An 18,360-nucleotide genomic window follows, 5' to 3' on the forward strand; every position below is an offset into this window, starting at 1 on the left:
TCTATACTGTTTTTTGCAACTCTAGTATATCAGATGAACATGTCTTTTGTGTTGCACTTCATTTTACAACAGGGCATAAAAAAGAAGTCCGATATTTTCTTTTTTCATTTCCTCATAGTCTTTTACAAAGTTCTTTGCAATGATAAGGCTTTGATTTTCTTCTCCCTGATAATTTTCAAATGTGTATGACCACTGAATAACAGAGTTAAAGCAGCTACTCTTTAATCGCTCTATATCCATCTGTTTTTGTCTTTCCTTTTCTCTTGCTTCTCTATCTCTATCACACTTGCATGAAGTTCTAAAGAGCATCTTGTTTCCAAAAAACTCCATCGCTTTTCCGTCTTTTCTTTCATGGCAGACTTTGCAATAGGCGTGTCCGTCTTTGATATATTCTTTTTCAGGATCGTAGGCGTACTCTACATCCTCTATCATTACTTTTTCTAATTCTTTCATCATAGGTGTTCTCCTTTATCATATTCTTCCCATGTCGGGATATTTGATGTTTTCACTTCTTTGCTTCTTCCCTGATCTTTATAGAACCAAGAAAGGATTGTTGCTTTATGGTCTTTATAGGTCTTTCCGGTGCTTTTGATATATGCAGATAATCTCTCAATGTAATTATCAAGCTGTGAGTTCATTATGATTTGTAAATCGGATATTTCTTCAGCAGCTAAAAATACATTTTGAAATGTTCCAAGTCCGTTTTCACCAAAACTATATTCTCTCTTACTATACTTACTCTTATTATTCTCTATATAGTTAGAGTCAAGATTTTGAACTTCCTGAAGTTCATTTTCTTTACTTCTGAGGTTAAAATCTTTTACTTCTGAAGTTAAGTTTTCTGACTTCTGAAAGTCATTTTCTTTTACCGCTAATATGCTCATAAAGTCTTTAACATAAATGATATTTGGTTTTCCAAGTCCAAGCCTTACTCTTTCAATAAGTCCGATTCCTTTTTTCATATCGAGTTCATCTAAAGTTTTTATGGCTGTTGGCTTTGAGATATTTCTTTTTCTCATAATTTCTTCAACAGTAAAATAGATAAATACTCTGCCTTCCTTGTCCACCCAATTATTCTTAAAGGACATTCCTGTTCGTTTCAAAAGCATAGAATAAAGGATAATTGCTTCGGCAGATAATCCCTTAAATTCTTCTCCATCAACCAATATCTCCGGAACTTTTAAGAAATTAAATCGTTCCGCTTCTTTGTTATAGAAATAGTCAAAGTCCATCGCTTCACCTCCTTTCCTTAAAATTTTACAAAGAAAAAGACGATAGTTTTTTCTCTATCGTCTTTGGTAACCATTTTTATGAAATTTTTCAAATCGATTTTATTACTTCGTTTATACCTTTAAGAAAGGCTATAACGGTTGCTCCGACCATGGGTATTCCATATGGACTTAACAAAAATCCTAATACCAACGCCTCAATTCCAAGTGATATATCTTTTTGTATAAATGATCCTATTGCAGCAACGATACACATCAGCATCAAGAAATATAGAATAGTTGTTCCTATGCCGAGCAGGAATGTCAGAAATGCAGTGAGGATACTTAACAGCAATCTAATTGGAAATAAGATTATTTTTAATATCCATCTCATAAATACCCTCCATTTCTATTAAATCATCTTAAAATGCCTTAACGCATCCATGATAGCTTCCTCTTTTTCCGGTGTGCATTGTGGAATAACCTGTTTCTCTTTTTTTGATTTATTATAATGCTCCCTCAGTGCAATTCCACATTTCTTTTTAATCTGTGCAATATAGAGTGTCGAAACCTTTAAATCAAACTTTTCCAATATATATTTCTTGATTTGTGCATAAGTCGCTTTACTTTCAGCACTTGTCAAATCAAGCTCATCAAGCTTAATTTCAACATCTATATGTTTATCGACATCAAGTTTGGACAATAACGCTACCGTCTCGACATGGTGCGTTTGCGGAAAAAGGTCCACTGGCTGAACTTTCTTCAATTCGTAGCCCAACTCTTGGTAGAGTTTGATATCACGCGCCATGGTGGCGACATTACATGAGATATAGGCAATGCGGTCAGCTCCAGTTTGAGCGCTTGCTTTGATAAAGCTTTCGGTCAAGCCTTTGCGTGGTGGGTCGACCAGGATGGCAGTGGGTTGGATGCCTTCCTTGAGCCAATTCTTCATAGCATTTTCAGCTGTGTCACAGACATAGTGGGCATTGGTGATACCGTTCAATTCTGCGTTCTTCTGGCTATTTTTTACTGCTTCTGGGATGACTTCGACACCATAAACTTCCTTGACATGCTTTGCAACTGATAAGCCAATAGTCCCGATTCCTGAGTAGGCATCGATCACCACATCATCTTCTTTTAACTCCGCAAAATCAATAGCTGTCTGATAAAGCTTCTCTGCCATTTCTGTATTGACCTGATAAAAGGCTGGTCCAGAGATTTGGAAGCTATTCCCCAACATTTGGTCCGTAATGTAATCTTGACCATAGAGAACCTGCCATTCTTTTCCAAAAATGGCATTGGTATTCTGGTCATTGATATTTTGCATGACAGACACAATCTCTGGGAACTGCTTAATGACTTGGTCAATCAACTGTTCAACTCGGAAAATTTTAGGACGAGTTGTTACCAAAATAACCATAATCTGACCTGAATGATGCCCACGACGAACAACAAGGTTACGAATCAAGCCAGACTGTTCCTTTTCATCATAGGGTTTTAAGTCATAGCGACGAAGCAAATCACGTAAAGCGACAATAACTTGGTCAATCACTGGATCCTGGATATAAAAATCTTCAAGAGGCATAAGATCATGAGAATTCTTACGGAAGAAACCAGTCTCCAGAACACCATTGACACGACGAACAGGAACCTGAGCCTTGTTACGATACTTGACAGGATTTTCCATGCCAAGAGTATCTGAAACCTCTACATCCGTGATTCCAGCAATCTTATATAGGCTATCTTTTACTTGCTTGGTTTTAAACTTGAGTTGCTCTGGATAAGCTAGATGCCCCAAGTCGGCAATGCCTGAACGTAGGTAAGCCAAATCTAAGTCTTGGTTACGATGTGGAGATTGTGTAAGATATTCCTCGACCTTACCAAAGCCGATCTTCTTGTTGACTTTAAGGACACGCATAAGGATTTTTTCAGTCGGCAGAGCATTCTCCACAAAAAAGACCAAGCCATCTACCTTGGCAACACCTGCTCCTTCATGAGTTAAATCGACAATCTCAACTTCTACAATATCATTTTTCTTTAACATAATTTTCACTTTCTATAAGCCGACAAAAAAAGACGGCAACAATTCTGTTACCATCTATTATACCATGAATTGACCTAAGCACCAAAACTCTTGAAGAAATCAAGGATAGCTTGCCAAATTGAGCTAAGGATATTTCCACCGTCTTGAATAGCTTTATTAGCATCAAAGTTTAGGTCGATATTGCTAAAACTATCACCTGCTTGTGCAACGATACTTTGTTTCAGATCTTTTAGAGTCTTTGTAAAGTCTTCGTTATTAAGAATATCGCTCTTAGAAAGATTAAAGGCAAAGTTGATGATGACATTGACTTGGTTGCCTGTAACAACTTGATCCAGTTTATAGTTCTTTAAAGTATCTTCAACAATCTTACGAACATCATCTTCTGTAAGTTCACCCTTAGACTCTTTAGCCTTAGCGACTGCAGCCTTGATATCAGCAAGGGCTACGTTCAGTTTATTGGCATCATAGCCAGATTTGTCCTTATTCTCGTCATTGATATCTGACAAGGCTTTTAACTCCTCCTGAGCCAGGTTTTTATTTTCCTGAGGTAACTGAACACCATTAGCTTCTAATGAATAATAAATACCTGCTAGGGCACTTTCACCTGTTACAGGGATTGGTGCAGCTACGGTGATACGAGCATGCTCCACACCTAAGGTAACAGCAGCATTTCGATACATATCTTGCGTCACTTTAGTGATATTTTCAGGTGTCTCAATCTTCACTTCAAGTGGAGATTTTTCTCCTAATTTTTGAATTTTTGCGGACGAATAGAGCTGGAGACTAGAGTCATTGGCGACGTTCATAATCTTTGAGTAGACATCAGGTGTCATAGTCTTCAGTTCTTTGGTATCTGTAGAGGAGTTATAGCCAAGTTTTTTTAAAGTTTGATTTTTTTGATCTTTCGTTAACGAAGAACCCAAGACGTACTCAGGTTGAACATAGGTTTCATCAATTACTTTTTGAACATCAGTGGCTGCTTGAGCACTTTGCAAAGTTGCAACCGCCAAAAGAACCGCAGCGCTAGTCAGAAAGAATTTCTTTCGCATGAGACGTTCCTCCTTTTCTTCTCTAGCATATTAAACTATTCTTAAAGAAAGCTTATAAAAGCACCTAGATTCTTCTAAGTGCTTAAAATAGATTAAAAAATTTAATAATGTAGAGGTTTAGTTGAACCTGTCTAGAGTAATAATAGTTCCCACCATCTACATAAAGTTCTCCACCCTGAAAGATGGAAATTGGGTTGAGGTAGCGATAGGTTTCCCCAGTTGTATTTCCTAAAATCGGAGCAACTGTTTCTCTCGAATACTGTTTGGCTAGGGCAAGTGTATTTTCTTTCCCGTTTTGGGCGATATAATCGATATAAGCTGGACCAAAGTTATAAGCCTGTACAGCAGTCCAAACATCTACTCCTTTTTCTTGCGCTAAATAAAGATTTTCAGTCAAGGTTTGAATTCCCTGACGAATACTACTCCTATTGTCAGAGATCGTATTTGTAGTACCGCTGGCAGACTCACTAGACTGCATCACGTCACTTTCTTTACCTTTGGTTTCGGTATAAATCATGGCCAGAACTAGTTCTTCATTTGCTGGCGTATCTTGCTCACTTAAAACTTCTCGTACCAAGGATTGATAAGTCATGACCTGCTTAACATCCTTATACATGTGAAAAAGTTTATAGCCAGTAAATAAGATAAGAACAAGTAGCAAGACCCTTCTTATAAATTTAAACATTATTTGCTTTGTATATCCTCGATGTTTTTGATTAAGATAGAGTAGGTTCCATTGTCATTTTGGATAAATTCTACCGACTCAGCATCTTGGTAAATATTATTGGGTACAATTAATTCAATCCCATTTGACAGAGAAAGCTTTTGGTTTTCAAATTTCTTTAATTGGCGACTAGCATCGATTTCATCAAACTGAACTGGCTCTGGTACTGCTTCCTTGACTTGATCAATAAAGCTAAGACGTGCAGTGAGATTGTTGTCAAAAAGGTCATTTGCCAATTTTTCAGGAGACAATTCATTACTTTCTTCAAGGTTGTTGAAAATAGCAGACTTGACCTTAGATTGAAATTGAAAATCATCTGTGTTGAAAGTCTCTGCAATTCTCTGAGCTGTTTTTTCCAGTTCCTTGATTGACTTCTTAGGTGAAATCTTTGGCTGAGCCTGAATCAAATTCTCAGAAAAGTAATTCAAAAAAGTCCCGTTATACTTGATTCGTTTCTCAATCAGGTGATATTTTCGGCTTTGAAGATTGACCACCAAGGCCTCATCTGCGCCTGTACCAAATCCTGGAAGGTTATTCTGAGTCAACTTGATTGGATTATCAACTTCTCCACCGAGGTGGGTCAAGGTCTCCCGCAGGGCAATTCGCAAGAAAGCAAAATGTTCTATACCTTCTTTAGAAAATTGCACAAAAATCAAGTCATTGGTCTTGAGATTTTCGGAAATGCTGAATTCCTCTTTCCAGAGGTTTGCCAGTTTTACTGATGTCTCCAACAAATCGTCTGTAATGTGATTGAAGAAGGGATTTTCTTCTTCGAAAATCCCAGTCTTAGCTTCATCCGAATACACACGTTCAATTTTCTTGCGCAGGTATTCTTCGATTTTTGGAGTGATATTGAGAAATTTATCCGCTAGAAACAACTCAGTATCATCTGGGCTGAACTGATGGATAATGGCTTTCTTAATATAAATGTCCATAAAAGTATTAGTCCTCATACAATGGGAAGGCATCTGTCAATTCTTTGACTGCACTTCTCACTTCTTCTAAAACAGCTTCATTTTCTGCATTCTTAAGGGCTTCAATGATAAGCTCTGCCACTTTACGACTTTCTTCTTCACCAAATCCACGTGCAGTTATTGCGGCTGCTCCAATACGAATACCACTTGTCTTGAATGGTGACAAGGTTTCGTAAGGGATAGAGTTTTTATTTAGGGTAATGTTGACTTCATCTAGCAAGTTTTGAGCAACTTTTCCGTTTTCTACAACCTTAGTTACATCAACAAGGAAGAGGTGGTTTTCAGTTCCGCCAGAAATGATACGGAAATCAGGGTCTTGCAAGAAGACATCTGCCATAGCCTTGCTGTTCTTGATGACATTAGCAGCGTATTCCCTGAAGGCTGGATCCAAAACTTCTTTGAAGGCAACAGCCTTAGCAGAAACAACGTGCTCTAAAGGTCCACCTTGGATACCTGGGAAAATAGCTGAGTTGATTTTCTTCGCTAGGTCCTCGTCATTAGTCAAAATCAAACCACCACGTGGTCCACGAAGGGTTTTGTGGGTCGTCGTTGTTGTGATATGAGCGTATGGAACTGGACTTGGATGTAGACCAGCAGCAACCAAACCAGCGATATGGGCCATGTCCACCATGAGCTTAGCCCCAACAGCATCAGCAATTTCACGGAATTTTGAGAAGTCGATAATTTGAGAATACGCTGAAGCACCTGCTACGATCAGTTTTGGTTTTACTTCTTGGGCTTGTTTCAAGATAGCATCAAAGTCCAAGAGTTCTGTTTCAGGATCAACACTATAAGAAACAAAGTTGTAGGTTTGACCAGAGAAGCTGACAGGAGCTCCGTGAGTCAAGTGACCACCTGCTGCCAGATCCATACCCATGACAGTGTCACCTGGCTCAATCAAGGCCATGTAGGCAGCACAGTTGGCTTGGCTTCCTGAGTGGGGTTGTACATTGGCAAACTTGGCACCAAAGATTTCTTTAGCACGTTCAATAGCTAGAGTTTCTACCACGTCTACTACATCAGTTCCACCATAATAACGACGTCCTGGGTAACCCTCGGCATATTTATTGGTCAAGATAGACCCTTGAGCAGCCATAACAGCCTTTGAAACGACGTTTTCGGAAGCAATCAACTCAATGTTATTTTGTTGGCGTTCTTCTTCTTTGGCAATAGCATTCCAGAGATCTGCGTCATAAACTTTAAAATCATCTTTGTCAAAAATCATAGGTCTTCTCCTTTATAGTGTGACAGGTCCTTTAGTTTTGTTCTACATAAATCAAACTAAAAGATGCGAATAAACCGTTTCTGCACTTTATCACAAGTATAACCAACTTTTTCATAAAATGCATGAGCACCCAGACGATGATCGGCAGAGTTTAAGCGAATAAACTCATAACCACGTCTTTTTGCTTCTTGTTCCAACCCTTGTAGTAAACTTTTACCAATACCTTGACCTTGCGCTTGAGGTAAAACTGCTAAGGCTAAGATATTAAATCCCGCTTTAGAATAGAGAGATTCGTAAACCTCTGCATGAACGTAGCCAAGGAGTTCATGACTAGCATCATCCTCATAACCTAGTAGGAAATGATGTGAGTCTTGGGATAATCTGGCTAGTTGACTAGCCGTTTCCTCTGTACTAAAAGAGTAACCTAAAGCTTCTTTGTTAATCTCACAAATAGATGCAACATCTGTTACTTTCAAATCACGTAGCATGTCATACCTCCTCAAAAGGAATTTCAGGTATCTTGGTAAGGATATCCTCTCGTGTAATCGCTCCTTGGCGTAAGATCTTCACCTTGTCGCCAGATAAATCTAAAATAGTAGAATCTTTACCTGTTAAAAAAGAATCGTCTTCGAGTCCCAAGACCTCTTGGTCAAAATCTTTCAGAATTTCTTTAAAGCTAACCCCACTAGCATGACCTGAGATATTGGCCGATGGCCCGATTAAAGGACCAAATTCACGGATTAAGTCCAAGGTAACAGGGTGACTAGGCATCCGAAATCCAACTGTAGCCAAGTCTGAATTTACCCAGTAGGGAACTCTGTCATTAGCTTCTAGGATAATCGTTAGTGGACCCGGTAAAAAGGCATCAACAAGATTCTTTAGATAAGCTGGTTGATGTTTAGAAAAATACAAGATGTCATCGATAGAAGCGACATTGAGATTGAGCGCCTTGTCTCTGGGACGACGTTTGAGTTTGTAAACATGGTCCACTGCTTTTTCGTCTAGAGCTTTGGCAAAGAGACCGTAAACTGTCTCGGTAGGTAAGACAACTGCCCCACCCTTTTCCAACTCTTGCTTAATTTTCTCCATCATCAACAACAACCATCCTATCTTGGCCAAATTGGTCCCTGAGTGTTCTCACTTGTTTTTCAGGAAAATTCTCCTTAAAAAGTGCTGGGACACTTTGTCCTTGTTTGTAACCAATTTCAAGGTAAATCTTACCACCATCATTTAGATAGTCCTTGGAATCTTCCGCGATTCTGCGATAGATTGCTAAACCATCTTCATCTGCAAAGAGTGCCAGATGAGGTTCTGAATGTAGGACATTCAAACCAACCTCTGACTCATCTGATCGAGAGATATAGGGTGGATTGGAAACAATTATATCATATTTTGAAGAAATTTCAGAGAAACAATCAGATTTTTTTAAAAATATATTAAGATTTTGAATTTCGGCGTTTTTGCTAGCCAAATCAAGAGCATCTTGAGAGATATCGCTAGCTGTGATTGTCCAATCAGGTCTACTTTTTGCTAGAGCAAGGGCAATTGCTCCACTCCCTGTCCCAATATCCAATACTTTGAGATTTTCCTTTAGATTCTCAGCCAAAATGAGTTCTACCAACTCTTCTGTCTCTGGACGGGGAATCAAGACCCGCTCATCTACCTTTAACTGCATCCCAAAGAATTCAGCATGACCGATAATGTACTGGGCAGGGATATGATCTGCCAGTTTCGTGTAAATTTCCTCTACAAACTTGCATTCCTCCTCTAAAGCTTCTTGCTGGAGGTCAAAGACGAAGTCTGTAAAAGATAGATTTTTTAGGCTACGATAGACAAAGGAGAGGCTTTCTGCTTCCTCTCCCTTTGCTATCAACTTTTCCTCAAAATCTTTAAACATTTGAGCTAGTTTCATTATTTGTTCAATTCTTCCAATTTTTGTGTTTGATCGTAAAGGACCAAGGCATCCACAACTTCATCTAGTTTACCAGACAAGATCGTATCAAGTTTTTGAAGAGTCAAGCCTATACGGTGGTCTGTAACACGGTTTTGTGGGAAGTTATAAGTACGGATACGTTCTGAACGGTCGCCTGTACCGATAGTTGACTTACGCTCAGCGTCTTGCTCATCTTGCGCAATCTGTGCAAAGTGGTCAGCAACACGCGCACGAATAATCTTCATAGCCTTCTCACGGTTTTTCTGCTGGGTACGTTCTTCCTGCATCTCGACCTTGATGTTTGTTGGCAAGTGAACGATACGAACGGCAGTCGCAACCTTGTTGACGTTCTGTCCACCAGCACCTGATGCGTGGTAGATGTCGACACGAAGGTCTTTTGGATCGATATCGTATTCTACTTCTTCTACCTCAGGCATGACAAGGACAGTCGCTGTTGAGGTATGGACACGACCTTGGCTTTCTGTCACAGGGACACGTTGCACACGGTGGGCACCTGACTCGTACTTAAGCTTAGAGTAAACTGACTGACCAGAAACCATGGCAACCACTTCTTTGAAACCACCGACACCGTTCATGGATGCTTCCATGACTTCAAAGCGCCAGCCTTGGGCTTCAGCGTACTTTTGATACATAGTTAGGAGGTCACCAGCAAAAAGTGCTGCCTCATCTCCACCAGCCGCTCCACGGATTTCAAGGATAATATTTTTATCATCGTTTGGATCTTTTGGAAGAAGTAAGATTTTCAGTTTTTCTTCGTACTCTTCTTTTTCGGCCTTGGCATCTTTGAGTTCCTGCTTGGCCATTTCTTCCAAGTCCGCATCTCCGCCAGATTCTTTAATCATTTCCTCGGCGTCGACAATATTTTGAAGAACTTGCTTGTATTCACGGTAGGTGGTTACTGTGTCACGAGTTGAAGCTTCTTCTTTTGAAAGCTCCATGAAACGCTTGGTATCAGAGACCACATCTGGGTCACTGAGCAATTCTCCCAACTCTTCATAACGGTCTTCTACAGCTTGTAGTTGATCATAGATGTTCATTTTTTCTCCTTATTTCTCAATTGTTAAATCATAGATTGCTACTACTTCGTTCTCAAATATTTCCCCAGTTTCTTTAAATCCATAACTGAGGTAACAAGATCTTACATGTTCATTTTCTGGTTCATAAGACAACCAAAGTTTATTGCCTAAACCTGCTGGCGCTGTCCGAACATAGTCCAGCACTTTATCCATAATTGGTTTAAAATATCCTTGATTTTGAAAATTCTTATCAATCATAAAACGAAATAGTAAATAATTTCCACTACTAATTCCGATCTTTTTATCATAAGCTATCATCACAAAACCTATAATTGCATCATTATCATAAACTGCTAATGGAGCTACAAAATCTCCATTTTTAGTGTAGACATATGCTTCAGCTAAACTAATTGCGTTGGTTGCAATGAATTGCTTTTGATATTCCTTGACATCCAAATGCAGAACATCAAAATAATTTTCCATTGTAACATCTCTTAGTTCAATTGTCATAGTCTTGTTCCTTTTTAGATGTTATCAGTGGCGCAAAATAATGTTTTCGGCAAACTGAGATATAGGTTTCATTTCCACCAATCTGGATTTGTTCACCATCATAGACTGGCAGTCCATCCTGGGTACGCAAGACCATGGTCGCTTTTTTCTTACAATACTGACAGATGGTCTTGATTTCGTCAATCTTATCTGCTAAGAGCAGAAGATATTTTGAACCTTCGAATAGTTCATTACGAAAGTCATTTTTTAAACCAAATGCCATGACAGGTATATCTAACTCGTCCACAACACGAGCTAGGTCGTAAACATGGTGACGCTTTAAAAACTGGGCTTCATCGACAAGCACACAGTAAGGCTTTTCAGGTAAATCTCGGATAAATCCAAAGATATCCGTTGTTTCCTCAATAGCAACTGCTGGTCTTTTCATTCCAATTCGACTTGAAACATAGCCAACACCGTCACGCGTATCCAGAGCCGAAGTCATAATCACAACTCCCTTTCCTTGCTCCTCATAGTTATAGGCTACCTTAAGAATCTCAATCGTCTTGCCTGAGTTCATGGTCCCATAACGATAATACAACTGTGCCATGCTTCTATTTCACGTCCATTTCTAAATTTTTGCTACATTCTAGTATACCATATTTTCTCAAAGCTTTAAATGGCAAATTGTGGTAAAATAGAAGAAATCAAATAACTAGTGGAGGACGCAATTATGCCATTTGTACGCATCGATTTATTTGAAGGACGCACGTTAGAGCAAAAGAAAGCCCTAGCCAAGGAAGTAACTGAAGCTGTGGTTCGTAACACTGGCGCACCACAATCTGCCGTTCATGTTATCATCAACGATATGCCAGAAGGAACTTACTTTCCGCAAGGTGAAATGCGCACTAAGTAAGAGAGAGTGGGACAGAAATCGGTAATTCGTTAGAATTCGATTTCGTCGTTCCACCTCCGCACAGTTGAGTAGGGCTGTAAAAGCTGATAAAATCAGCGTAGTAGAGCACACTCAACCACTGCGTCTTGCTCGACAATCCAAAGACAATTGAGAGGCTAAGACTTTTGTCCCAGCCTCTTTTCTTAATAAGTGGCATTCATTGAAGAAAATACTAAAATTTGTTACAATTTGAAGAGATAGTTGGATACTGAGTCCAACAAAAGTTGTGAAAAAGGAAAAAATATGATTACACGGGAATTTGATACCATTGCAGCAATCTCCACTCCACTAGGTGAAGGAGCTATTGGGATTGTTCGTTTAAGCGGAACGGATAGTTTTGCCATTGCGCAGAAAATCTTTAAAGGCAAGGACTTGAGCAAGGTTGCTAGCCACACTCTTAACTACGGCCACATCGTTGACCCACAGACAGGCAAGGTCATGGATGAAGTTATGGTGGGAGCTATGAAGTCTCCAAAGACCTTCACTCGTGAGGATATCATCGAAATCAATACCCACGGTGGGATCGCCGTAACTAATGAAATCCTTCAATTAGCTATCCGTGAAGGGGCTCGTATGGCAGAGCCTGGTGAGTTTACTAAACGTGCCTTCCTTAACGGTCGTGTGGACTTAACTCAGGCTGAAGCTGTCATGGATATTATTCGCGCCAAGACGGACAAGGCTATGAATATTGCGGTCAAACAGTTAGATGGCTCCCTTTCTGAGCTCATTAACAATACTCGTCAGGAGATCCTCAATACACTAGCACAAGTAGAGGTTAATATCGACTATCCTGAGTACGACGATGTTGAAGAAGCCACTACTGCTGTTGTCCGTGAAAAGACCTTGGAGTTTGAACAATTACTAACCAATCTCCTTAGAACAGCTCGTCGTGGGAAAATCCTTCGTGAAGGAATTTCGACAGCCATTATCGGACGCCCCAACGTTGGGAAGTCTAGCCTTCTCAATAACCTCCTGCGCGAAGATAAAGCCATTGTAACGGATATTGCAGGAACTACTCGAGATGTCATCGAAGAATACGTCAACATCAATGGTGTACCACTTAAGTTGATTGATACTGCGGGTATCCGTGAAACAGATGATATCGTCGAGCAAATCGGTGTTGAACGCTCCAAAAAAGCTCTCAAGGAAGCTGACTTGGTACTACTTGTCTTAAACGCCAGCGAACCTCTAACTGCCCAAGACCGACAACTTCTTGAAATCAGTCAAGATACCAACCGTATCATCCTACTGAACAAAACTGACCTACCTGAGGCTATTGAAACTCAGGAACTTCCTGAAGATGTCATCCGTATTTCAGTCCTCAAAAATCAAAACATTGATAAGATTGAAGAACGGATTAACAACCTCTTCTTTGAAAATGCTGGTTTGGTCGAACAAGATGCTACTTACTTGTCCAATGCCCGTCACATTTCCTTAATTGAGAAGGCAGTTGAAAGCTTACAAGCAGTTAACGAAGGTCTTGAGCTGGGGATGCCAGTTGATTTGCTTCAAGTTGATTTGACCCGTACTTGGAAAATCCTCGGAGAAATCACTGGTGATGCTGCACCAGATGAACTCATTACTCAGTTGTTCAGCCAATTTTGTTTGGGTAAATAAGAAAAAACTAGGTCAAAAAATGCTAGTAACCTAAAAAGAGGTTGGGACAAAAAGATCCCGACCTCACTTTTTATTATCAATCATAATTTGACGCGGTAGCTGATTGAACTTTTTGTTCGTCTTTTAGACTCCAAAAAGCTCCTAATCATCCTCGCGGGGCTGGGACTACTAAATCAAGACTTTGTCTATCGATTTCTGTCCCACCGCCTTTTCTTTCATGTTCTAAGTTATATCCTGCCTTAGCAGATATTTGAAACAAACTTTACCAGTTCTTTTCTATTTTCACTTAGTCTTTGGGTAATTTGCCAGCTTTTTCAAGCATTTTTTTGATTAAATAAGGCATCTTGACATTTTCACGACCTTTTTTCTCGATTAATTTTTTAACAAATTCTGGCATTTGTAAGTCTTGTGATTCATCTAAAATATTCTTAGTTTCATCCGAAGGGACTAGTTCATCAAAGGTCTCTTCTTCTGGGAGGAATTCTCTAAATTCTTTATGTTCGTTTGCTCGGACAATATTGACCAAGGCATCAATCAAACGAGAATCTGTATTTGGCATTGGTGGACGATGGTAGTTCACACCCAATTCCTGACACAAGTCATGACATTCCACATCGTTGTCAAACAAAACTTCAATGTGCTCACTAATAAAACTAATAGGCACAAAAATATAATGATTTGGATGTTCTTCCTGTTCTCTAAGATATTCCAGGACATCTGGCTTAATCCAAGGAATACCAATATCACTTTCACTCTGCCAAGTGTTGGTATATTGCTCTGGTTTCAAGCCTAATTTCTCAGCAATTAACTTGCTATTTTCGAAAATCTGGTCGATATAGGGATCACCAAAATCCAAGGCAAAAATAGGCACACTGTGGGCAGAAAAGATGACTTTAAAGCTATCCTGTTTCACCTTTTCTTTTAAAATTTTAGCAATTTCAGCTGTCCAATAGTTTAATAGTGCTTCTTCTTGATACCAGTCCTTAATAACTAAAAACTGAATTTGTTTGCTTTCCAGAAACTTTTCGTACCCCATGACAGAGTAAAAGGAATAGTGTGGCTCCAAAATCAAGCAAATACACTTTTCAATTCCATCTGCTTCCATTTGCCGAATCACATCTGGAATAAAAGGGCTTGAAAATTTATTAGCAAAATACACACTATATTCATTTCCTAACCTAGCTTCTACCAAAGCAACTTCTTCACGGGTAATTTTTTGAAGTGGAGTTCCTCCAATTCGAACATAATTATCATAGAGTGTTTGAATCTCGTGATCGTGAGGTCGAACTCCACGACGAATGTTGGTAAAAAAGTCGGCTACTCCTTCAAAGGTAATCTCTTCTGGTGAACCAAATGTCATCATTAAAATCGCTTTTTTCATATTTGCATCCTTGTGATATTTTTATTTTTTTTATTGTATCACTAAAGAAGCCATAAGTAAACGCTAACATAAGGATTTTATCTCCCTTCTGACTTTTGTTTTTCTCTTCTTTCTATGATACAATGGTTTTAAAAGAAGGAAAAAAGGAGTTTTTATGAAATACCAAACATTGTTGGAGCGTTTTTTGACTTATGTCAAAGTCAATACACGTTCTGACGAACATTCAACCACTACACCAAGTACCCAAAGTCAAGTAGACTTCGCAACCAATTTCCTCATCCCTGAAATGAAACGTGTTGGTTTGCAAAATGTCTACTATCTACCAAACGGTTTTGCTATCGGTACTCTTCCAGCTAACGATCCTAGTTTGACTCGTAAGATTGGCTTTATCTCCCACATGGATACAGCAGATTTTAATGCTGAAGGCGTTAACCCGCAAGTTATTGAAAATTATGATGGTGGCGTTATCGGGCTTGGGAACTCTGGTTTCAAACTAGATCCAGCAGATTTCAAGAGCTTAGAGAAATATCCTGGCCAAACCTTAATTACTACAGATGGGACTACCCTTCTAGGTGCTGATGACAAATCTGGTATCGCTGAAATCATGACAGCTATCGAATACTTGACTGCTCATCCTGAAATTAAACACTGTGAAATCCGTGTTGGCTTCGGACCAGATGAAGAAATCGGTGTCGGTGCTAATAAATTTGATGCAGAGGATTTCAATGTTGACTTTGCTTATACAGTTGACGGTGGACCTCTAGGTGAACTTCAGTATGAAACTTTCTCTGCTGCGGGTGCTGAACTCCATTTCCAAGGTCGTAATGTTCACCCAGGAACAGCTAAAGGACAAATGGTTAACGCCCTTCAATTAGCGATTGACTTCCACAATCAACTCCCAGCTGGTGACCGACCTGAGTTGACTGAGGGTTACAAAGGTTTCTACCATCTCATGGATGTGACAGGAACTGTCGAGGAAGCACGTGCTAGCTACATCATTCGTGACTTTGAAAAAGAAAACTTTGAAGCGCGTAAAGCTGCTATGCAAGCTATTGCAGATAAGATGAACCAAGAACTTGGTAGCAATCGTGTTACTCTAACATTGACTGACCAGTACTACAACATGAAGGAAGTCATCGAAAAGGATATGACCCCAGTAACCATTGCCAAAGCGGTTATGGAAGATCTTGAAATCACTCCTATCATTGAACCAATCCGTGGCGGAACTGATGGATCTAAGATTTCCTTTATGGGAATTCCAACGCCAAATATCTTTGCTGGTGGTGAAAACATGCATGGACGTTTTGAATACGTTAGCCTACAAACAATGGAACGTGCAGTAGACACTATTATTGGAATTGTAGCTTATAAAGACTAAAGAGGCTGGGACAAAAGTCCTAGCCTCTTAATTGTCTTTGAATTGTCGAGCAAGACGCAGTGGTTGAGTGGGCTCCACTACGCTGATTTCATCAGCTTTTACAGCCCTACTCAACTGTGCGGAGGTGGGACGACGAAATCGAATTCTAACGAATTACCGATTTCTGTCCCACTCTCTTTTTTTCAGCAGCCTACTTTTGATACGGTAGTGACTGGCTTTTTGTTATTCTGCTACTTTTTCTCTTGTTTCTGGAGATGTAGTTGCAGGAGTTAGGTTTGACTCAGCTTGTTTATCATTTGATTCTTCACTTGTTTGTTGAGTGCTGGTTTCAGCTACCTTCCCTTTAGATTGGAACTCTTGATTTAACAAAACGATTTCTTGAGCAACCGTTAGCAAAGCTTGTTTGTCTTTACTTGCTGCTGCCAATTTATCGAATAGGGCATCTACTTTCTCAAAGTCAGCATCTGAACCATTATTCATCTCTAAATAGCTATGAAGGGCAATGATACCATTATAAAGCTGTTGATAGAGAGCCACAACCTCTGGATCTTGTTTTACATTTTCACGTTCATTCTGAATAGTCTGTGAAATACGTTTGAGAAGATCTTGGACTTGTGTATTTAATTCATCAAGGTCTGCGTCTTCTTTCTCCAACGCAGTCTTCAAATTTTTCACTTCGTCAGAGAGTGAAGCTTTAACCCCCTCCTCATTAACTTGATTCACTAATTCTTCAGCTTTTGTTAGTAACTCTCCTACTTGCCCTTTTAAGACATGGTTACTTTGTTCCTCAGGTTTGAGATCATCATACAAACCTTTCAAGAACTCATAGACTGCAGTTTTAGCACTATGTCCATCCACTTTTTCTGTATCTAAGATTGTCTCAGAAGTCTTGCTTGCAACTGGCTCATTTTTCAGTGCTTCTTCAACTTCTATTTTTGTTTGATAGATTTCTGGGAAGAGTTTGTTCAAGTCAGTTGCCTTAAGGAAGGATTGTGACTGATAAAGTGTCCAAGTTAGGTTGGCAACTTTATCTCGTAACTTGTCATTTAAGCGACCGTCAGATAGATGTTGATAGAAATACTTGATGTATTCGACCGTTGTAACGCCAGTACGGTCATTGAAATCTTGCAAAGCTTGTAACTTAGCTTCAACTGCATCTAGACCAGCCTCATCTTGGGCTAGTTTATTTTCTTGAAGCTGAGTCAAGAGATCCTTTTTAGGAAGTCCATAAGCATCTGTATCCAAGGTATTGATCTTATCTACTAAAGCTTGATATTTTTTGTCTAAAGGACTGATTTCTGTTGGTTTGACACCTGAGTCAATATGGATATATTGCTTATCAAACAAATCCAAAGCTGCTAAATATCCAGCAGTTGAGTTGGTGGAGAGTTTCTTCATATTTTCAGAGAAATGCCCCAAAGCAAGTTCAATTTGTCTTTGTAAAATTGGTTTATCTTTATAGACTTCACGACTTTCTGCTAGAAGTTGATCAACCTTATTTTGAACAGTAGCTTCATCAAAGGCTCCTGGTTGGTAGTTAGATTGCAAGGCAGGAATCTTATGTTTCAAAGCCACTTCATAGCCTTTAGTTTGTACTTTGATGTAGTGATTATGATCGCCGTGAGGAATGACGAAGCTACCATTTTCAACCTGCAAACTATAAGGAGAAACGCCATCACGTAAAGCAGTTGTATAGAGTTCGTTTAGGAAATCAAGCTCTGCATCACCTGTTTGGAGAGGAATACGAACGTGTTCCTTTCGAACTGCATAAGGGTGAATGTGAGTAGGGTCATAAGCCTGGTCTGGATTTCCAAATACAAAGAATCCATTTGAAATTCGGATCGCTTCAAGCGGAACACCATAGGTTTTAGAGATATAAGCTATCTTTTCTTCATCGCTGGCATCTCGAGAGAAACTTTCTACAGTCTTGGCAAGAGGTTTTACAGGCTCTGCCTTATGGTGCCCATGCAAATGTTCTTGAGCTGCCTTAATCTGCTCCTCTGATAAATCTTTCTTAAAGAAATAGTGGGCATGATCTCCATGTGAAACCACAAAACCTTGTTCGTCCTCACTGATTACTCGCTCAGCTGCAAATCCATGATCATGTTCATCTTCATGATGCTCGTGTTTCGCTTCATTTTCTTTATGAGTATTATGATTATCTTTTGGAACTTCTGTTTGGACATGCCCATGCAAATGCTCTTGTGCTGCCTTGATCTGTTCTGCTGATAAATCTTTTTTAAAGAAATAGTGGGCATGGTCTCCATGTGAAACTACAAAACCTTGCTCATCTTCTCTAATCACACGCTCAGCTGCAAATCCATGATCATGTTCATCTTCATGATG

The 18,360-nt window shown here is 39.4% G+C and carries 18 protein-coding genes and 1 pseudogene; 3 read left to right on the forward strand and 16 right to left on the reverse strand.

Translation table 11 applies throughout. From position 1 onward, the window contains the following. Positions 1–75 precede the first annotated feature (75 nt). The 14 genes and pseudogenes from K1I67_RS08665 to K1I67_RS08730 all read right to left on the reverse strand — a co-directional run. A pseudogene (locus K1I67_RS08665) lies at positions 76–456 on the reverse strand (ATP-binding protein); the annotation flags it as partial. After that, on the reverse strand, positions 453–1,232 hold the full coding sequence (locus tag K1I67_RS08670) for a replication initiator protein A (RefSeq protein ID WP_000344978.1): 780 nt from the start codon (positions 1,230–1,232) through the stop codon (positions 453–455). The gene K1I67_RS08670 and the pseudogene K1I67_RS08665, both read right to left, overlap by 4 nt. An 88-nt stretch (positions 1,233–1,320) precedes the next feature. Further along, positions 1,321–1,602, reverse strand: a complete 282-nt coding sequence (locus K1I67_RS08675; protein ID WP_004804245.1) for a CD1845 family protein — start codon at positions 1,600–1,602, stop codon at positions 1,321–1,323. 18 nt (positions 1,603–1,620) lie between these two features. After that, positions 1,621–3,252, reverse strand: coding sequence for a 23S rRNA (uracil(1939)-C(5))-methyltransferase RlmD (gene rlmD, locus K1I67_RS08680; protein WP_223339623.1), 1,632 nt, complete (start codon positions 3,250–3,252; stop codon positions 1,621–1,623). Positions 3,253–3,326: 74 nt separating this feature from the next. Continuing rightward, the gene (locus K1I67_RS08685; RefSeq protein ID WP_223339624.1) at positions 3,327–4,301 is read right to left on the reverse strand and encodes a DUF1002 domain-containing protein; all 975 of its coding nucleotides are present in this window, start codon (positions 4,299–4,301) and stop codon (positions 3,327–3,329) included. 82 nt (positions 4,302–4,383) lie between these two features. Further along, positions 4,384–4,986 carry a lysozyme family protein gene (locus K1I67_RS08690; RefSeq protein WP_223339625.1) on the reverse strand — a complete coding sequence of 201 codons (603 nt, stop codon included), beginning with the start codon at positions 4,984–4,986 and terminating at the stop codon, positions 4,384–4,386. After that, positions 4,986–5,960, reverse strand: coding sequence for a nucleoid-associated protein (locus tag K1I67_RS08695; RefSeq protein WP_223339626.1), 975 nt, complete (start codon positions 5,958–5,960; stop codon positions 4,986–4,988). Before K1I67_RS08695 ends, K1I67_RS08690 begins: the two co-directional genes overlap by 1 nt. Positions 5,961–5,967: 7 nt before the next feature. Next, the gene (gene glyA / locus K1I67_RS08700; RefSeq protein WP_223339627.1) at positions 5,968–7,224 is read right to left on the reverse strand and encodes a serine hydroxymethyltransferase; all 1,257 of its coding nucleotides are present in this window, start codon (positions 7,222–7,224) and stop codon (positions 5,968–5,970) included. A 56-nt stretch (positions 7,225–7,280) separates the two neighbouring features. Next, positions 7,281–7,712: a GNAT family N-acetyltransferase gene (locus tag K1I67_RS08705; RefSeq protein ID WP_223339628.1), complete on the reverse strand. Its 432-nt coding sequence runs from the start codon at positions 7,710–7,712 to the stop codon at positions 7,281–7,283. 1 nt (position 7,713) lies between these two features. After that, positions 7,714–8,313: an L-threonylcarbamoyladenylate synthase gene (locus K1I67_RS08710; RefSeq protein WP_223339636.1), complete on the reverse strand. Its 600-nt coding sequence runs from the start codon at positions 8,311–8,313 to the stop codon at positions 7,714–7,716. Further along, positions 8,300–9,136 (reverse strand): peptide chain release factor N(5)-glutamine methyltransferase, encoded by an 837-nt coding sequence (gene prmC, locus K1I67_RS08715; protein WP_223339629.1) that lies wholly within the window; start codon positions 9,134–9,136, stop codon positions 8,300–8,302. Before prmC ends, K1I67_RS08710 begins: the two co-directional genes overlap by 14 nt. After that, a complete protein-coding gene (gene prfA, locus K1I67_RS08720) occupies positions 9,136–10,215 on the reverse strand; it encodes a peptide chain release factor 1 (RefSeq protein ID WP_223339630.1) in 1,080 nt (359 codons plus the stop codon). The genes prmC and prfA overlap by 1 nt, the downstream gene beginning before the upstream one ends. Positions 10,216–10,224: 9 nt before the next feature. Beyond that, the gene (locus K1I67_RS08725) at positions 10,225–10,704 is read right to left on the reverse strand and encodes a GNAT family N-acetyltransferase (RefSeq protein ID WP_223339631.1); all 480 of its coding nucleotides are present in this window, start codon (positions 10,702–10,704) and stop codon (positions 10,225–10,227) included. Then, on the reverse strand, positions 10,694–11,293 hold the full coding sequence (locus K1I67_RS08730) for a thymidine kinase (protein ID WP_153225373.1): 600 nt from the start codon (positions 11,291–11,293) through the stop codon (positions 10,694–10,696). The genes K1I67_RS08725 and K1I67_RS08730 overlap by 11 nt, the downstream gene beginning before the upstream one ends. Before the next feature lie 123 nt (positions 11,294–11,416). Between K1I67_RS08730 and K1I67_RS08735 the strand changes: the two genes are divergently transcribed. Then, positions 11,417–11,599: a 4-oxalocrotonate tautomerase gene (locus tag K1I67_RS08735; protein ID WP_001117401.1), complete on the forward strand. Its 183-nt coding sequence runs from the start codon at positions 11,417–11,419 to the stop codon at positions 11,597–11,599. Between the two features lie 282 nt (positions 11,600–11,881). Beyond that, complete coding sequence (gene mnmE / locus K1I67_RS08740; protein ID WP_223339632.1) at positions 11,882–13,255, forward strand: tRNA uridine-5-carboxymethylaminomethyl(34) synthesis GTPase MnmE; 1,374 nt, start codon at positions 11,882–11,884, stop codon at positions 13,253–13,255. Between the two features lie 286 nt (positions 13,256–13,541). Here mnmE and hemH read toward each other — a convergent pair whose 3' ends face one another. Beyond that, positions 13,542–14,636: a ferrochelatase gene (gene hemH / locus K1I67_RS08745; protein ID WP_223339633.1), complete on the reverse strand. Its 1,095-nt coding sequence runs from the start codon at positions 14,634–14,636 to the stop codon at positions 13,542–13,544. Between the two features lie 154 nt (positions 14,637–14,790). On the opposite strand from hemH, the gene pepT reads away from it, so the two are divergent. Next, the gene (gene pepT / locus K1I67_RS08750) at positions 14,791–16,014 is read left to right on the forward strand and encodes a peptidase T (protein WP_223339634.1); all 1,224 of its coding nucleotides are present in this window, start codon (positions 14,791–14,793) and stop codon (positions 16,012–16,014) included. Between the two features lie 222 nt (positions 16,015–16,236). Here pepT and K1I67_RS08755 read toward each other — a convergent pair. Continuing rightward, positions 16,237–18,360, reverse strand: a 2,124-nt coding sequence (locus K1I67_RS08755) for a pneumococcal-type histidine triad protein (RefSeq protein ID WP_223339635.1), incomplete at its 5' end; no start/stop codon positions are given.

The sequence above is a fragment of the Streptococcus infantis genome, assembly GCF_019929575.1.
GTDB lineage: Bacteria > Bacillota > Bacilli > Lactobacillales > Streptococcaceae > Streptococcus > Streptococcus infantis_L.

Excerpts from the sequence above, each read along its gene's own strand:
- K1I67_RS08710 (WP_223339636.1), bottom strand. The coding sequence starts at position 8,313 with ATGGAGAAAATTAAGCAAGAGTTGGAAAAGGGTGGGGCAGTTGTCTTA.
- glyA (WP_223339627.1), bottom strand. The coding sequence starts at position 7,224 with ATGATTTTTGACAAAGATGATTTTAAAGTTTATGACGCAGATCTCTGG.
- K1I67_RS08730 (WP_153225373.1), bottom strand. The coding sequence starts at position 11,293 with ATGGCACAGTTGTATTATCGTTATGGGACCATGAACTCAGGCAAGACG.
- K1I67_RS08725 (WP_223339631.1), bottom strand. The coding sequence starts at position 10,704 with ATGACAATTGAACTAAGAGATGTTACAATGGAAAATTATTTTGATGTT.
- K1I67_RS08695 (WP_223339626.1), bottom strand. The coding sequence starts at position 5,960 with ATGGACATTTATATTAAGAAAGCCATTATCCATCAGTTCAGCCCAGAT.
- prfA (WP_223339630.1), bottom strand. The coding sequence starts at position 10,215 with ATGAACATCTATGATCAACTACAAGCTGTAGAAGACCGTTATGAAGAG.
- K1I67_RS08690 (WP_223339625.1), bottom strand. The coding sequence starts at position 4,986 with ATGTTTAAATTTATAAGAAGGGTCTTGCTACTTGTTCTTATCTTATTT.
- mnmE (WP_223339632.1), top strand. The coding sequence starts at position 11,882 with ATGATTACACGGGAATTTGATACCATTGCAGCAATCTCCACTCCACTA.
- K1I67_RS08705 (WP_223339628.1), bottom strand. The coding sequence starts at position 7,712 with ATGCTACGTGATTTGAAAGTAACAGATGTTGCATCTATTTGTGAGATT.
- K1I67_RS08735 (WP_001117401.1), top strand. The coding sequence starts at position 11,417 with ATGCCATTTGTACGCATCGATTTATTTGAAGGACGCACGTTAGAGCAA.
- K1I67_RS08685 (WP_223339624.1), bottom strand. The coding sequence starts at position 4,301 with ATGCGAAAGAAATTCTTTCTGACTAGCGCTGCGGTTCTTTTGGCGGTT.
- K1I67_RS08675 (WP_004804245.1), bottom strand. The coding sequence starts at position 1,602 with ATGAGATGGATATTAAAAATAATCTTATTTCCAATTAGATTGCTGTTA.
- hemH (WP_223339633.1), bottom strand. The coding sequence starts at position 14,636 with ATGAAAAAAGCGATTTTAATGATGACATTTGGTTCACCAGAAGAGATT.
- rlmD (WP_223339623.1), bottom strand. The coding sequence starts at position 3,252 with ATGTTAAAGAAAAATGATATTGTAGAAGTTGAGATTGTCGATTTAACT.
- pepT (WP_223339634.1), top strand. The coding sequence starts at position 14,791 with ATGAAATACCAAACATTGTTGGAGCGTTTTTTGACTTATGTCAAAGTC.
- K1I67_RS08670 (WP_000344978.1), bottom strand. The coding sequence starts at position 1,232 with ATGGACTTTGACTATTTCTATAACAAAGAAGCGGAACGATTTAATTTC.
- prmC (WP_223339629.1), bottom strand. The coding sequence starts at position 9,136 with ATGAAACTAGCTCAAATGTTTAAAGATTTTGAGGAAAAGTTGATAGCA.